Genomic DNA, 13,845 nt, shown 5'->3' with positions numbered 1-13,845 from the left:
CGACCCATGAGCCAAGTACCCCCGCAGTCAACCGAGTTCGCGCACGTCGTCAAGCCGGTTGGCAACGCAATGACATTCCAGGGCTACGCGTGGGGTGTGCGGCAGCCGTCGCTGCAATATGCGGTGCACGCGGACAAAGCAAACGAACACGGGCTGCTCGAACTTGACTCCATCCTCTCGGGCCTTGTCGGGCCGGATGCCACCGCCCTCGCCGCCGAGCGCAGCAGCGACCCCGTGGTGACGCGCCTCCTGATGTGGCCGACAGCCCTTCTTCGGGCCGGATCGCACTCGGTGTTCCAGCCCGCACGCGCGTCCGTGGTGCAGCGGCCCGGTGGCACCCTGCACCTGATCCAGCAGCCGTGCATGCAGCATGGAGCGGCGACGAGCGCGGTGAACTTCGTTATCGGCGCAATCAACCTGTTCGGAATCGACGCGAAGTCCGCGGACGCCCGTCAAGGTCTCAACACCAACTTTTCGCAGCTCCTCAAAAGCCTGAAGCACACCGGCATGCGCGGGTTCAACCCGGCCTGGTTCCTCGCGGCGGCCGACGAACTGCGCGTGCCCTGGGCGCACCTGAGAGGCGACATCTTCCTTTTCGGTTGGGGCGCCAAGGGGCGCTGGCTTCAAAGCTCCTTCACCGACCAGACCTCCAAGATCGGCACGAACCTGGCGCGCAACAAGGTCGACGGCGCGGCGGTGCTGCGGACCAACGGCGTCCCGGTCCCGGAACATGTCGCAGTTCACAATGAACGGGAAGCTGTGGCCGCGGCTGAAAAAATGGGCTACCCGGTCGTCGTCAAGCCCATCGACCTCGACGGCGGGAAAGGCGTTTGGGTCAACATCCGTACCGCCGCGGCAGTGCGCGAGGCCTACGCCAACGCGGTTGCGCTCTCGAAACAGGTCCTCGTCGAAAGGCACGTCAACGGCCGCGACTTTCGCATCCAGGTGGTGCACGGCGAAGTCCACGGCGTGCTGGAGCGCGTGCCCGGCGGCGTGACGGGGAACGGCGTCGACTCGGTGAAAGGGCTGCTCGAACGGCAGAACCTGGATCGAAAACACGCGGCGGACGATCGGCGGTTTCTGCACGGGATTGCGGACGACAAGGAGGCGCTTGGGCTCCTCGTCGAACAAGACCTCGACTGGGAATCTGTCCCCGGCGCGGGCCGGTTCGTCCGGCTGCGAAGCGCTTCGAACGTCGCGTCGGGAGGCGTGCCCACACCCGTGCCCCTGGACCACGTGCACCCGGACAATCTCTCCCTCGCGGTACGGGCGACGCGCCTTTTGCGGCTCGACGTTGCCGGTGTCGACCTGCTCATTCCGGACATTGGTCGTTCATGGCTGGAAGGCGGCGCCTCCATCTGCGAGGTCAACGCGCAGCCCCAGATGTTCACGACCATGCACAAGCCCATGCTGGCCAGCCTGCTTGGCGGCACGGACGGGCGCATACCGGTGGCGGTCGTCGTGGGCGCGCAAGCGGCCACGGATGGTGCGGGGCCGGCCTTGCATCGCGATTTGCTCGCCAAAGGAGTGAACGCCGGCCTGGTTTGCGGAAACCAGGTTCATGTGGGCCGGGAGCTCGTGTGCAATGACGCCGCCGGCGCGTTTGCCGGCGCAAGAATGCTCTGCAACGACCAGAGCGTCGAAGCCATGGTGATCTGCGTGAGCGACAAGGGCATCTTGAATCGAGGCTGGCCGGTGGACCACTGCGATGTGCTGGTGCTGGACACACGGCCGCCCGAGGCCCGCGACCCGGCGTCCTCGCGCATGGACGGCGCAGCCTGGCTCGGTTTCAGTGCGCACCTGTCTCCCCACCGGGTCATCGTCGATGTGTCGGATCCGGCGCTGCTTGCGAAGGCGAAGGCGGTGTTTGGCGCGGGGGCCACCGTGGAAAGCGCGGCGCTGGGCAAAGGGCTGCTGCTGGACGCGAGCGTCGCCGATGCGTTGGTGCCGATCCGATAAAAGTTCGGTCCCATGCCGGACCTCACCGCGCTTCGCGCCTATCCGAAGGCCTTGCCGAAAGCGGAATTGCACGTGCACCTGGAAGGGTCGCTCAGGCCTCGAACCCTGTTGCGCCTGGCGGACCGGAACAAGGTTCGCCTGCCGTTTTCCACGCCCGAGCAATCCCAGCCCTATTACCGCTATCGCACCTTTAACGACTTTGCGAACATGCTTCGACTCGGAGTCCAATGCCTGCAGCGGCCGGAAGACTTCCACATGGCAGTCGCCGACCTATCGGCGGCGCTGGCGGAGCAGAACGTGCGCTATGCCGAAGTGACCTGGACTCCGCAGTTCTATCTGAATCGCGGGCTTCCGCTGGCTAGGGGTGTATCCCTCCTACGAAGCGCACCCCGCCAAGCGCCTGTTCGATGCCGGTTGCGTCGTCACCCTGAACACAGACGATCCGGCGCTGTTTCGGACCACGCTCACCGACGAGTGCCTGCACGCCATCCTGGGTGTCGGATTCACGCCGTCCGACATCCGGCAAGTCATCCTCAACGCGGTCCGTTCGAGCTACACGGGAGATGCGGAAAAAGCCGCCATGCTGAGGACGTTCGAAGATGAATTTGAGCGCGTCGGTCCGGCGCCAGCAGGGTTCGCGCCGTTCAGACGTTGAACAGGAAATTCATGACGTCGCCATCCTTGACGACGTACTCTTTGCCTTCGCTGCGCATCTTGCCCGCGTCTTTCGCGCCCTGCTCGCCTTTGAACGCGATGAAGTCGTCGAACGCGATGGTCTGCGCGCGAATGTAGCCGCGCTCGAAGTCGGTGTGGATCACGCCGGCCGCCTGCGGGCCGGTGTCGCCGACGTGGATGGTCCAGGCGCGCACTTCCTTCACGCCCGCGGTGAAGTAGGTCTGCAGGCCCAGCAGCGTGAACGCCGCGCGGATCAGGCGGTTCAATCCCGGCTCGTCCTGCCCGATCTCGGCCAGGAACATCTGCTTGTCCTCGTCGCTCATGTCGGCCATTTCGGCTTCCATCTTGGCGCAGATCGCCACGACAGGCGCGTTCTGCGCCGCAGCGTATTCGCGCAGGCGATCCAGGTAGGGGTTGTTGTCGAAGCCCTTCTCGTCGACGTTGCCGACGAACATGGCGGGCTTGGCGGTGATGAGGCACAGCGGCTTGACCAGCGGCAGTTCTTCCTTGCTGAAGGCGATGGTGCGAACGGCCTTGCCCTGGTTCAGCGCGGCCTCGCACTTTTCCAGCACAGCGACGATCTTGGCGGCTTCCTTGTCGCCCGAGCGCGCCGTCTTGTTGTGGCGGTGCAGCGCCTTTTCGACGGTGCCCATGTCGGCCAGGCACAACTCGGTCTGGATCACCTCGATGTCGGAGATCGGGTCGACCTTGCCGTTGACGTGGATGACGTTGTCGTCGTCGAAACAGCGCACCACGTTCAGCGTGGCGTCAGTCTCGCGGATGTGGGCCAGGAACTGGTTGCCGAGCCCCTCGCCCTTGCTGGCGCCCGCCACCAGGCCGGCGATATCGACAAACTCGACAATGGCTGGCACGATGCGTTCAGGCTTGACGATTTCAGCCAGTTTCGCCAGGCGCGGGTCAGGGAGTTCCACGATGCCCACGTTGGGCTCGATCGTGCAAAAAGGGTAGTTTTCCGCGGCGATGCCCGCTTTGGTCAACGCATTGAACAAGGTGGATTTCCCCACATTGGGTAGACCGACGATCCCGCACTTCAAACTCATGGCTGTTCCAGAAAACCGAGCCCGGAAGTGTATGCCATGCGACTGGCGCGAGGCCGGGGACCGGCTGGCCGGGCTCTTGGCGAGCCGCCTGCGTGAACTATTCGCCCTGGCGCTCTGCGCTTTCTGGCTCGGGAGCGCGGCCGCCGCCGTGCCCACCGCCCTCCCGCTGGGCGACGCGCAGTCGGCCTTCAATGCGCTGGAGATCGGCCAGGTTTGGGTCGACCCCGCCGGCACCGTCACGCTCGAGCAGGTGCTGCTGCACGGAAAGGCCCTTTTCCTGCCCAATCGCGCCGACAACATCTATGCCCTGGGCGAGCACGGCACGCTCTGGTATCACTTGCGGCTGGTGCGGGGCCGCAGCGAGCGCCATGGCTGGGTGCTGGCGTTTCCGATGCCGGCGCTCGACGCCGTGACGGTCTACCAGCAGGACGCCGGCGGGCGGTGGCTCGCCGAGACCGCCGGGGACACCGTCGCCGTTGCCGCATGGCCGGAGCCGGGCCGCTACCCGCACTTCCGGCTCGACCTGCCACCGGGCCAGCCACGCGATGTCTATGTGCGCATCCGCCACCTCACCAGCGCCAATTTCCCGGTCCAGCTGATGTCGGAGGTCGCTTATGACCAGCGCATCCAGATCGAGTACCTCGCGCTCGGGTTGACCTTCGGCGCACTGATGCTGCTGATCGCGGTCTGCCTGGCGCAAAGCGTGATCTACCGCGACGCCGCCTACGCCTGGTACGCCATGTACGCCCTCACCACGATGCTCGGGGTCGGCGCATACACCGGTGTGGCGGCCCACCTGTTGTGGCCGGGATTCGGCGCGCTGCGCGACGCCCCGCCGGCCGCCCTCGCGATCCTGGCGGTGGCGGCGGCACTGCTCTTCGTGCGCGGCCTTACCGGCATTTCTGCCCGGCATGCGGTGATGGACCGCGTGGTGTACGCAACCGGGCTGGCGGGGATCGGCATGGCCGCCCTGTACCCGTTCCTGGACAAGCCGGTGGCGCTGGCGATGCTTGCGGCCTACATCCTGGCGAGTTCGGCCATGAGCGTGGCCATCGCCGTGGCGGGATGGCGCAGGGGTGACGTGGTCGGTGCCTGGGTACTGGCCGCGTCGCTGCCCTACGCCCTGACGCTGACCATGCCCCTGGCGCGGCTGTTCGGCCTCCTGCCGGTGTCGTTCGCCACGCAGTACGCGATCGTCGTCGCGATGGCCGTGCAGGTGCCGCTCCTGCTGGTGGCGCTGAATATCCGGTCGCGTGAACGCCACGGCGCGGAAATTCGCGAGCAGGCCCTCTCCAGCCAGGACGCGCTCACCGGGCTGCTGGCGCCGCACCTGTTCCATGACCGCCTGAGGCAAGTGGTGGCGCGCTACAAGCGCGACAAGGAAAATTCGGCACTGGTATTCATAGACCTCGTGAACTACCCGCGCATCAAGGACTACTATGGCTCGGCGGTTGCCGAACAAAGCCTGCTGCGAAGCGTCATCAAGTTGCGGCGCCTGCTGCGCGACGTGGACACCGTGAGCCGCATCGGCGAGGCCCGCTTCGGCCTGATCCTCGAAGGTGTCTCTTCCCGCATCGCGGTCACCGACCGCGCCGCGCGCCTGATCGCCGCCGGCCTCATGCCGCTGCAGGGACTCAAGCCCGACGTCACGCTCCAGTTCCATATCGCGGCCGTGCTGCTGGAAGAACGCGCGGCTGAAGCGCCCGAGCTGGTGGAAGCGCTCGACGGGCTGCTGCGTGGCATGTCGCCGCGCACCCGCCGTCCGATCCGTTTTCTGGAGCCGCAGAACACGGAGCCCGCGCCGCTCAGTTCGGACTCGTCGCTGCTGGAATCCGACAGCGTGCCGCCGCGCGCCGGCCCGGTCGGGCTCGTGTCGCCTTCGCCCTTTACTCGAAGCGCCAATCGGCAGTGACGGACTGGCCGACCCTGAGGGTCTGGTCCAACCCCTGCAGCACGATGGCGTTCATGCCGAAAGTCACGGCGCCGCCCACCACGTCGTTCTTGCGATAGGCCTGCAGTGTGTCGCTGACCTCGGGGCTGCTCTGGGCGGTGGCCGGGTCGATGTTCGGGATGGGGCAGCGCGGGCAGGGCTTGACCGGCCGCAGATGCACTTCCTCGTCGGCACGGATGCGCATCGTGTCCAGCCGGTCCTCGTCATGCGCATCCACGCCGGCCAGGACAATGTTGGGCCGGAAGCGCTCGATGCCCACCTCGGCGTGGCCCGCGGCCGCCAGCCGCCGATTGAGCTCGGCCAGCGAAGCCTCGCTCGCCACCAGGACGGGGAAGCCGTCACTGAACTGGTTGAGGGCTTCGACGTCGCCGGTCCACTTGCGGTTGGAGACACGGCGCTGCTCGGGATCGAAACGCACCAGCCGCAGCTTCTTGCCCAGGAAATCGCTGAACCACTGGGCCGCGGTGTCGCCCATGTCGTAGGCATTCACCTCGTCGTCCCACACCCGCACGCGCGCCGGGGCTTCCACGGCGTCGATCTGCAGGTGCAGCGCGAGCATGCCGGGTGCGCGCAGCACGACTTCATAGTGCTTGAGCTGGGGCTTGACCAGCGCCATGCGCGGCAATTCGCGCTGGCTCACGAACTCGCCCTCCTCGTCCACCAGCATCCAGGCCCGGTCCAGGTCGAGCCCGGTTTCGGTCAGCACCGCCTCACTCACTTCAACGCCCGCGCAGGACTTGACGGGGTAGATGAACAGGCGGGCGATGCGGGCGGTGACGTCGGGGGTGGAGTTCATGAAGGAATTGTGCCTCCTACAATCCCCTCTATGCCGCAAGCCCTCGATGTCTGTATCCGCGGTGCCGGTATTGTCGGCCGCACCCTGGCTCTTTTGCTGGCGCGCGAGCGCCTGCGCGTAGGCCTCGTGCGCGGCCCCGACTTTCCCGGCGGTGCGGCCAGCGACGTACGCGCCTACGCACTCAACACCGCGTCCAGGGAACTGCTGGAAACCGTGCGGGCATGGCCCGACGAACAACATGCCACCGCGGTGCGCGCCATGGAAGTCCATGGCGACGACGGTGGCCACGTGCAGTTCAGCGCCGCGGGCGAAGGGGCACCGGCCCTGGCGTGGATCGTCGAGGTCCAGGCATTGCAGGAGCGCCTGGCCGATGCCTTGCGCTACCAGCCGCTGGTCGAATGGCTGGACACCGCCCAGCCCGCGCCGCTCACCGCGGTGTGCGAGGGCAAGGCCAGCATCACGCGGGCGGAGTTCGGCGTCCAGTACAACGTCACGCCCTACTCGCAGCGGGCCATCGCGGCGCGCATGCACTGTGAAAAACCCCATGGGCAGGTGGCGCGCCAGTGGTTCGCCGAAGGCGAAATCCTGGCATTCCTGCCTTTGGGCGGCGCGGCCGGGAACTCGGTGGCCGTTGTCTGGTCAGTTCAAGAGCAACGCGCTCCGGCGCTGCAGGCATTGGACGCCGCGGCATTCGCGGCGCAGGTCGAGGCGGCCAGCCAGGGTGCCCTGGGCAAGATGGTCTTGGCCAGCGAGCGCGCCGTGTGGCCGCTGCAGCTGGCGCAGGCCGACCGATGGTGCGGGCAAGCGGGGTCCCCGGGAAGCTTGCTTCCCGGGGTGCACTCGGGCTGGGTGCTGGCGGGCGACGCGGCCCACACGGTGCACCCCCTGGCCGGACAGGGGCTGAACCTGGGGCTGGCGGATGCGAGGGAATTGGCGAAGGTCCTGCATGAGCGCGAATACTGGCGCGGCGCCGGCGACTTGCGGCTGCTGCGGCGGTATGAGCGCTCACGCAAGGCCGACGTGCTGGCAATGAGCGCCACCACCGACGGCCTGCAGCAGCTGTTTGCGCAGCAGGCCGAGCCGTGGCGGGGCCTGCGCAATTGGGGCATGACGGGATTCGACCGCAGCGGGCCACTCAAGGCCTGGGTCGCGCGCCGGGCCATGGGGCAGATTTTGAAGTGATGGACAAAGAATGAAATCGATCAAGAACATTGTGTTGGCAACGCTGTTGGCCGTCGGGCTCGTTGCCGCGGCAACGCAAGTGCATGCGCAGGGCCAGGAAGCGGCGATCCGCAAGAACCTGGCCGACCGGCTGCCGCAAATGGGCAAGATCGACGAGGTGACCCGCACGCCGATGCCGGGGCTGTACGAGATCCGCATCGGGATGGACGTGTACTACACCGACGCCGAGGGCAACTTCGTCATCCATGGCCAGCTCATCGACGCCAAGGCGCAGCGCAACCTGACCGAGGAGCGCACCGAAAAACTCATGGCGATCGACTTCGCGGCGCTGCCGCTGAAGGACGCGTTCCCCATCGTGCGCGGCAACGGCAAGCGCAAGGTCGCGCTGTTCGAAGACCCGAACTGCGGCTACTGCAAACGTTTCGAGCGCGACCTGCAGAAGGTGGACAACGTCACCATCTACATGTTCCTCTACCCCATCCTGGGCCCCGATTCCGACGCCAAGTCGCGCAACCTCTGGTGCGCCAAGGACAAGGGCAAGGCCTGGCTCGATTACATGGTGCGCGACCAGGGCATCGCCGCCGCGAGTTGCGACACCGCGGCCGTGAGCCGCAACGTCGAGTTCGGCCGCAAGTACAAGATCACCGGCACGCCGACCATGATCTTCACCAACGGCACCCGCGTCCCGGGCGCGATCGCCGCGGCGGACGTCGAGAAGCTGTTGGCCGACATCAAGCAGTGACCTCCTCTTCGCCCCGCGGCGCAAGCGTGCATTACCGCGTCGAAGCGGCCGACCTGCACGCGCACCTGTTCCGCGTCACCCTCAGCATCGACCAGCCCGCCGCGCAGCAGCGCGTGTCGCTCCCGGTGTGGATCCCCGGCAGCTACCTGGTGCGCGAGTTCTCCAAGAACCTGCAGCGCCTGGCCGCCCGGCAAGCGGGCCGCGCCGTCGCGGTACAGCAGGTCGACAAACACAACTGGCAAATCGAGTGCGTGCCCAGCAGCCCGCTGGTGCTGACGTACGAGGTCTACGCCTTCGACAACTCGGTGCGCACGGCCTGGCTCGACACCCAGCGCGGCTTCTTCAACGGCACCAGCCTGTGCCTGAAGGTGCACGGCCAGGAGAGCGTCGTGCACTCGCTCGAGCTGGTGGCCGGCAAGGGCATCGCACATTGGGAAGCCGCCACCGGCCTGGCCCCGCACAAGGTCGGCAAGCGCGGCTTCGGCACTTATCTGGCGGCCGACTACGACGAACTGGTCGACTGTCCGGTGGAGATGGGCACCTTCTGGAGCGCCGATTTCAAGGCCGGCGGCGTGCCGCACCGGCTGGTGGTGGCCGGGGCGGTCGAATCCTTCGACAGCGCGCGCCTGCTGGCCGACGTGCACAAGATTTGCGAGACCGAGATCCGCTTCTGGCACGACCGGAAGCGCCCGCCGCACAAGAGCTACCTGTTCATGCTCAACGCCGTCGACGACGGCTACGGCGGGCTGGAGCACCGCAACTCCACGGCGCTGATCGCCTCGCGCCGCGACCTGCCGCGCCTGGGTGAGGCGCGCATGACCGACGGCTACGTCACCTTGCTGGGCCTCATCAGCCACGAGTACTTCCACACCTGGAACGTGAAGCACCTGCGGCCCGCGGAATTCACGCACTACGACTACGGCCGGGAAAACTACACCCAGCTGCTGTGGTTTTTCGAGGGGTTCACGAGCTACTACGACGACCTGCTGCTGCGCCGCGGCGGGCTGATCGACGACGCGACTTACCTGAAGCTGCTGAACAAGACCATCAACCAGGTGCTGCAGACACCCGGACGCGAAGTGCAGGCGGTGGCACAGGCCAGCTTCGACGCCTGGGTCAAGTACTACCGGCAGGACGAGAACACGGCCAATGCCACCGTGAGCTACTACACCAAGGGCGCGCTGGTGGCGCTGTGCTTCGATTTGACGCTGCGCGCCGAGGGCCACACCAACCTGGACGAGGTGATGCGTGCGCTGTGGGTGCGTTGCAAGGCCGGCCCGATGACCGAAGCCGACTTCGCGGCCGTGCTCAAGGAGCTGGGCGGACGCGCCTTCACCCGTGAGATCGCCGCCTGGGTGCACGGCACGCGCGAGCTCCCGCTGGAGGACGTGCTGCAGCCGCACGGCATCGGCGTGCTGGAAGAGCCGTCGCAACTGCAGCAGCGCCTGGGCGTGCGCGTCACCGAGGCGTCCGGGATCCAGGTCAAGACCGTGCTGCGAGGCGGCGCCGCCGAACAGGCAGGCATCGCCGCCAACGACGAGTGGCTGGGCGTCGAGGTCGCCGGTACAGGGTGGCGCCTGACCAAGCTGGACGACCTGCTGTTCTATGCGGGCGCCCATAAGAAAGTCACCGCGCTGGTCGCGCGTGACCGGCGGATGCTGCGCCTGGAACTGAACCTGCCGCCGGCTGTCACGACATGGCGCCTGGTCTTGCGCGACGCGGCCCGGGCCCAGCCATGGCTGGCCTCGCACGCCTGAGCCACACCGGCCGCCGGCTGCTGGCGCTGCTGGTGGCCGTGCTGGTGTTTCACGGGCTGGTGCTGCAATGGCTGGCGCGCGAGCTGGAGTCGCCGCCTCGGCTGCGGCCGCTGGCCGCGCCGATGTTCACCCGATTGCTGCGCCCCGAAACGGTGACCGTTCCACCCCAGGCTGTGGTTCATGTCGCCCCGCGTCCGAAGCCGCGGCGCGTGGCGGTCGCGGCGATCGACAACAAGCCCGCTCCCGTGCCTGCGGCGCCTTCAGCGTCTGCGCCGGCACCGCCCGCCTCGTCCCCCGTAACGCCGCCGCCCCCCGAGCCTGTGCCGCCTGCCGCGCAGGAAACCGTTGCCGCCGCCAATGCGCCTGGATCACCCGCCTCCGCCGCTGTTGGTGCACTGGACAGCTGGCCCGCCGATACGCGCTTGAACTACCGCCTGGGCGGCTACTGGCGCGGCGATCTTCATGGGAACGCGCGCGTCCAATGGCAGCGCCAGGAGGGCAACTATCAAACGCGGGTGGAGATCGACCTCACTGTGCTGTCCGTCAGCATGACGAGCCAGGGCGAAGTCACCCCCCAGGGCCTGGCACCGAAGGCGTACGAAGAATCGCAACCGAATCGCACCCGCGGCGTGCGATTGGGCGCCGAAGCCATCGTGCTGCACGACGGCCGCAATGTGCCCCGGCCGGCGGGTGTGCAGGACACGGCCAGCCAATTCGTCGAGCTCAGCCACCGCTTCTCGAGCGGGCAGGAGACGCTGGAGGTGGGCCGCAGCGTGAGCTTCTGGATGGCGCGGCCGGGGGCGGTGGACCTGTGGACCTACGACGTGGTCGCGCGCGAAACGCTCCAGCTGCCCGAGCTCGGCCCGATCGAGGCGTTTCACCTCAAGCCCCGTCCCATCGCCAACCCGCGCGGCAACATCACCGCCGAGATGTGGTTCGCGCCCAGCCTGCAGTATTTGCCGGTGCGCATCCGCGTGAAGATGGGCGACGAGGCCCATCTCGATTTGATGGTGTTGAAGATCGAGCAGCGCTAGAGACCCTTGCGTTGGTCGAGGACTCGCTTCGCCTTGCCCCCGCTGCGCTCGATCCCGCCCGCCGCGCGCACTTCGATCTTCGCGGACGTCCCGATGAAGGTCTTGATATCGTGCGCCAGTTGCTGCGCCGCCGCCTGGGCTTGTTCGGAATCCTGCGCCACATCATGGCGCGCTTCGACGGCGACCGTCAGTGCGTCGAGCGGCCCCTCACGCGTGAGGATGCACAGGTAGTGCGGCGCGAGTTCCGCGCGCTTCAGAATCAGCTCCTCGATCTGCGTCGGAAAGACATTGACGCCCCGCACGATCATCATGTCGTCGCTGCGGCCGGTGATCTTTTCCATGCGGCGCATGGTGCGCGCCGTGCCGGGCAACAGGCGCGTCAGGTCGCGCGTGCGGTAGCGGATGATGGGCAGCGCCTCTTTGGTGAGGCTGGTGAAGACCAGTTCGCCGAATTCGCCGTCCGGCAGCACCGCGCCCGTGTCCGGGTCGATGATCTCGGGATAGAAGTGGTCTTCCCAGATCGTGGGGCCGTCCTTGGTCTCGACGCATTCGTTAGCGACGCCCGGGCCCATCACTTCCGAAAGCCCGTAGATGTCCACGGCTTCGATGTTCATGCGTTGCTGGATAGCCATGCGCATGTCGTTGGTCCAGGGCTCCGCGCCAAAGATGCCGAGGCGCAGGCTGGCCTTCGCCGGGTCCAGCCCCTGCCGCTCGAATTCATCGGCGATGGCCAGCATGTAGCTTGGCGTCACCATGATGATGTCGGGGCGGAAGTCGTTGATCAGTTGCACCTGGCGCTCGGTCTGCCCGCCGCCGAATGGAACCACTGTCAGACCCAGTTTTTCTGCGCCATAGTGCGCGCCCAGCCCGCCGGTGAAGAGCCCGTAGCCGTAGCTCACGTGCACCAGGTCGCCCGGCCGCGCGCCCGACGCGCGGATGCTGCGCGCCATCACATGGGCCCACGTGTCGATGTCGTTCTTGGTGTAGCCCACCACGGTGGGTTTGCCGGTGGTGCCGCTCGAGGCATGGATGCGTGCGCATTGCTCGCGCGGCACCGCGAACATGCCGAATGGGTAACTGTCCCGCAGGTCGCTCTTGGTGGTGAAGGGAAACTTCGCCAGGTCCGCCAGCGTGCGGCAATCGTCCGGGTGGACCCCCGCCGCGTCGAACTTCGCGCGGTAGACCGGCGAATTGTCGTAGGCATGGCGCAGGGTCGCCTTCAGGCGCTTTTGCTGCAGCCCGCGCAGCTCGTCGACGCCGGCTTTCTCGATGGGCTCCAGCGGGAATGTGTTCATGCCAACCCCGCGACGACGTTGCCTTTGATCTGCGTGCTCTTGCCGCGAAACATCGCGACCGTTTCACCGGCCTGGTTGGTGACCGTCATGTCGTAGATGCCGTGCCGGCCCTGCAGAGTCTTCTCGATGCCCTCGCAAGTGAGCACGTCGCCCCGTTGCACGGGTTTGAGGAATTCGATGCTGCAACCCGCCGCCACCGTCACGTTGTTGCGGCTGTTGCAGGCGAAGGCAAAGGTCGAATCGGCCAGGGTGAAGATGAGGCCGCCATGGCAGATGTCGTGCCCGTTGAGCATGGACTCGCGCACGGTCATGCGCAGCACTGCGCGGCCCGGTTCGCAGCTCACCAGTTCCATGCCCATGAAGTCGCGGCTGGCGCGGTCGGCCGCGAACATCGTCTCGCCCACGCGCGCGGCCAGATCACGTTCGTTCATGTCAGTGATCCCATTCGGGGGCCACCGCGGAACCGGCTTTGCCGGGCCGCTGGTGGCGCCCCCTTGAGGGGGAGGCGCTGAAGGCGCTTCGGGGGTGGGTCATTTTTATTCGCCCTTGAAGTTGGCTGGACGCTTCTCGCGGAAGGCCATCACGCCTTCGATGTAGTCGTGCGTCTTGCCCAACGCCGACTGCGTGTCGCGCTCGGCATCCAGTTGCTGGTCGAGCTCGTTGCTCGCGGCGGCCCGCAGCAGCTTGCGTGTTTCGACCAGGGCCTTGGTGGGCATGGTGGCCAAGCGCTGCGCCAGTTTCATCGCTGCGTCCACACAGTCCTCACCCTCGGCCGCCACGTCCCAGATCATCCCCCACTCCTTAGCGTCTTTGGCGCTGACCTTGTCGCCCAGCATCGCCGTGCCCATGGCGCGGGCGAGCCCCAGCTTCTTGATGAGGAACCAGGTGCCGCCGGCGTCCGGCACCAGCCCGATCTTGCTGAAGGCCTGGATGAAGGTGGCGTTGGAAGCGGCCACAGCCAGGTCGCAGGTCATAGCCAGCGAGGCGCCCGCCCCGGCCGCCACGCCGTTCACCGCCGCGATCGTCGGCACGCGCAAGGCCTGGAGCTTGCGAACCGTTGGGTTGAAGCACTGGTCGATCACCGGGCCCGGGTCGGCGCGCTTGACCAGGTCCGGCCCCGGCTCGAAGTCGAACTCGGCCAGGTCGGCGCCGGCGCAAAAGCCGCGGCCCGCGCCCGTGATCACCAGTGCGCGGATGGCCTTGTCGGCTTCGATCCTGTCGAACGCATCCCACAGCGCCTGGTGCATGCGGCGGGTGAAGCTGTTCAGGGCCTGCGGGCGGTTGAGCGTCACCAGGGCCACGGCGCCGCGGGTTTCGTAGAGGACGTTCTGTTCTGTCATGTCATGTCTCCAAGGGCTGGCGTGCAGTCTCGCGACGCTACTCTATCATTGCC

12 protein-coding genes and 1 pseudogene are annotated in these 13,845 nt (G+C 66.9%); 8 read left to right on the top strand and 5 right to left on the bottom strand.

Annotation, left to right across the window (positions count from 1 at the left end):
- Positions 1 to 6 precede the first annotated feature (6 nt).
- From EEB15_RS01610 to EEB15_RS33550, 3 genes and pseudogenes are all read left to right on the top strand, one after another.
- Positions 7 to 1,959 (top strand): acetate--CoA ligase family protein, encoded by a 1,953-nt coding sequence (locus tag EEB15_RS01610; RefSeq protein WP_141507774.1) that lies wholly within the window; start codon positions 7 to 9, stop codon positions 1,957 to 1,959.
- A gap of 12 nt (positions 1,960 to 1,971) precedes the next feature.
- A pseudogene (locus EEB15_RS34550) lies at positions 1,972 to 2,298 on the top strand (adenosine deaminase); the annotation flags it as partial.
- Positions 2,299 to 2,323: 25 nt separating this feature from the next.
- A complete protein-coding gene (locus EEB15_RS33550) occupies positions 2,324 to 2,614 on the top strand; it encodes a hypothetical protein (protein ID WP_158289959.1) in 291 nt (96 codons plus the stop codon).
- Here EEB15_RS33550 and ychF read toward each other — a convergent pair.
- The gene (gene ychF / locus EEB15_RS01600) at positions 2,604 to 3,695 is read right to left on the bottom strand and encodes a redox-regulated ATPase YchF (protein WP_141507772.1); all 1,092 of its coding nucleotides are present in this window, start codon (positions 3,693 to 3,695) and stop codon (positions 2,604 to 2,606) included. The genes EEB15_RS33550 and ychF overlap by 11 nt on opposite strands.
- A gap of 31 nt (positions 3,696 to 3,726) precedes the next feature.
- Here ychF and EEB15_RS01595 point away from each other — a divergent pair, with 31 nt between their 5' ends.
- On the top strand, positions 3,727 to 5,607 hold the full coding sequence (locus EEB15_RS01595) for a 7TM diverse intracellular signaling domain-containing protein (protein WP_158289958.1): 1,881 nt from the start codon (positions 3,727 to 3,729) through the stop codon (positions 5,605 to 5,607).
- On the opposite strand, the gene EEB15_RS01590 is transcribed toward EEB15_RS01595, so the two are convergent.
- Complete coding sequence (locus EEB15_RS01590; protein WP_141507770.1) at positions 5,582 to 6,442, bottom strand: MOSC domain-containing protein; 861 nt, start codon at positions 6,440 to 6,442, stop codon at positions 5,582 to 5,584. The genes EEB15_RS01595 and EEB15_RS01590 overlap by 26 nt on opposite strands.
- Before the next feature lie 30 nt (positions 6,443 to 6,472).
- Here EEB15_RS01590 and EEB15_RS01585 point away from each other — a divergent pair, with 30 nt between their 5' ends.
- Genes EEB15_RS01585 through EEB15_RS01570 form a run of 4 tightly spaced genes read left to right on the top strand, consistent with a single transcriptional unit; the run spans position 6,473 to position 11,157 of the window.
- Complete coding sequence (locus EEB15_RS01585; protein ID WP_141507769.1) at positions 6,473 to 7,624, top strand: FAD-dependent monooxygenase; 1,152 nt, start codon at positions 6,473 to 6,475, stop codon at positions 7,622 to 7,624.
- 10 nt (positions 7,625 to 7,634) lie between these two features.
- Positions 7,635 to 8,366 carry a DsbC family protein gene (locus EEB15_RS01580; protein WP_141507768.1) on the top strand — a complete coding sequence of 244 codons (732 nt, stop codon included), beginning with the start codon at positions 7,635 to 7,637 and terminating at the stop codon, positions 8,364 to 8,366.
- On the top strand, positions 8,363 to 10,123 hold the full coding sequence (locus tag EEB15_RS01575) for a M61 family metallopeptidase (protein WP_141507767.1): 1,761 nt from the start codon (positions 8,363 to 8,365) through the stop codon (positions 10,121 to 10,123). Before EEB15_RS01580 ends, EEB15_RS01575 begins: the two co-directional genes overlap by 4 nt.
- A complete protein-coding gene (locus EEB15_RS01570) occupies positions 10,102 to 11,157 on the top strand; it encodes a DUF3108 domain-containing protein (protein WP_141507766.1) in 1,056 nt (351 codons plus the stop codon). The genes EEB15_RS01575 and EEB15_RS01570 overlap by 22 nt, the downstream gene beginning before the upstream one ends.
- Here the strand turns inward: EEB15_RS01570 and paaK are convergent.
- The 3 genes from paaK to EEB15_RS01555 all read right to left on the bottom strand — a co-directional run bounded on the left by paaK (position 11,154) and on the right by EEB15_RS01555 (position 13,792).
- A complete protein-coding gene (gene paaK, locus EEB15_RS01565; RefSeq protein WP_141507765.1) occupies positions 11,154 to 12,452 on the bottom strand; it encodes a phenylacetate--CoA ligase PaaK in 1,299 nt (432 codons plus the stop codon). The two genes, EEB15_RS01570 and paaK, sit on opposite strands and share 4 nt — an antisense overlap.
- A complete protein-coding gene (paaI, locus tag EEB15_RS01560) occupies positions 12,449 to 12,844 on the bottom strand; it encodes a hydroxyphenylacetyl-CoA thioesterase PaaI (protein ID WP_141508014.1) in 396 nt (131 codons plus the stop codon). Before paaI ends, paaK begins: the two co-directional genes overlap by 4 nt.
- Positions 12,845 to 12,988: 144 nt before the next feature.
- Positions 12,989 to 13,792 carry an enoyl-CoA hydratase-related protein gene (locus EEB15_RS01555; RefSeq protein WP_141507764.1) on the bottom strand — a complete coding sequence of 268 codons (804 nt, stop codon included), beginning with the start codon at positions 13,790 to 13,792 and terminating at the stop codon, positions 12,989 to 12,991.
- Between the last annotated feature and the right edge of the window lie 53 nt (positions 13,793 to 13,845).

Origin of the sequence: Ramlibacter sp. WS9, assembly GCF_003797765.1 — a bacterium.
Classification (GTDB): domain Bacteria; phylum Pseudomonadota; class Gammaproteobacteria; order Burkholderiales; family Burkholderiaceae_C; genus Ramlibacter.
This window is presented reverse-complemented; position numbering and strand designations above follow the sequence as displayed.

What these genes read in the sequence shown, in the direction of transcription:
- EEB15_RS01610 (WP_141507774.1), top strand. Translation starts at nt 7, where the DNA reads ATGAGCCAAGTACCCCCGCAGTCAACCGAGTTCGCGCACGTCGTCAAG.
- ychF (WP_141507772.1), bottom strand. Translation starts at nt 3,695, where the DNA reads ATGAGTTTGAAGTGCGGGATCGTCGGTCTACCCAATGTGGGGAAATCC.
- EEB15_RS01595 (WP_158289958.1), top strand. Translation starts at nt 3,727, where the DNA reads ATGCCATGCGACTGGCGCGAGGCCGGGGACCGGCTGGCCGGGCTCTTG.
- EEB15_RS01590 (WP_141507770.1), bottom strand. Translation starts at nt 6,442, where the DNA reads ATGAACTCCACCCCCGACGTCACCGCCCGCATCGCCCGCCTGTTCATC.
- EEB15_RS01585 (WP_141507769.1), top strand. Translation starts at nt 6,473, where the DNA reads ATGCCGCAAGCCCTCGATGTCTGTATCCGCGGTGCCGGTATTGTCGGC.
- EEB15_RS01580 (WP_141507768.1), top strand. Translation starts at nt 7,635, where the DNA reads ATGAAATCGATCAAGAACATTGTGTTGGCAACGCTGTTGGCCGTCGGG.
- EEB15_RS01570 (WP_141507766.1), top strand. Translation starts at nt 10,102, where the DNA reads ATGGCTGGCCTCGCACGCCTGAGCCACACCGGCCGCCGGCTGCTGGCG.
- paaK (WP_141507765.1), bottom strand. Translation starts at nt 12,452, where the DNA reads ATGAACACATTCCCGCTGGAGCCCATCGAGAAAGCCGGCGTCGACGAG.
- paaI (WP_141508014.1), bottom strand. Translation starts at nt 12,844, where the DNA reads ATGTTCGCGGCCGACCGCGCCAGCCGCGACTTCATGGGCATGGAACTG.
- EEB15_RS01555 (WP_141507764.1), bottom strand. Translation starts at nt 13,792, where the DNA reads ATGACAGAACAGAACGTCCTCTACGAAACCCGCGGCGCCGTGGCCCTG.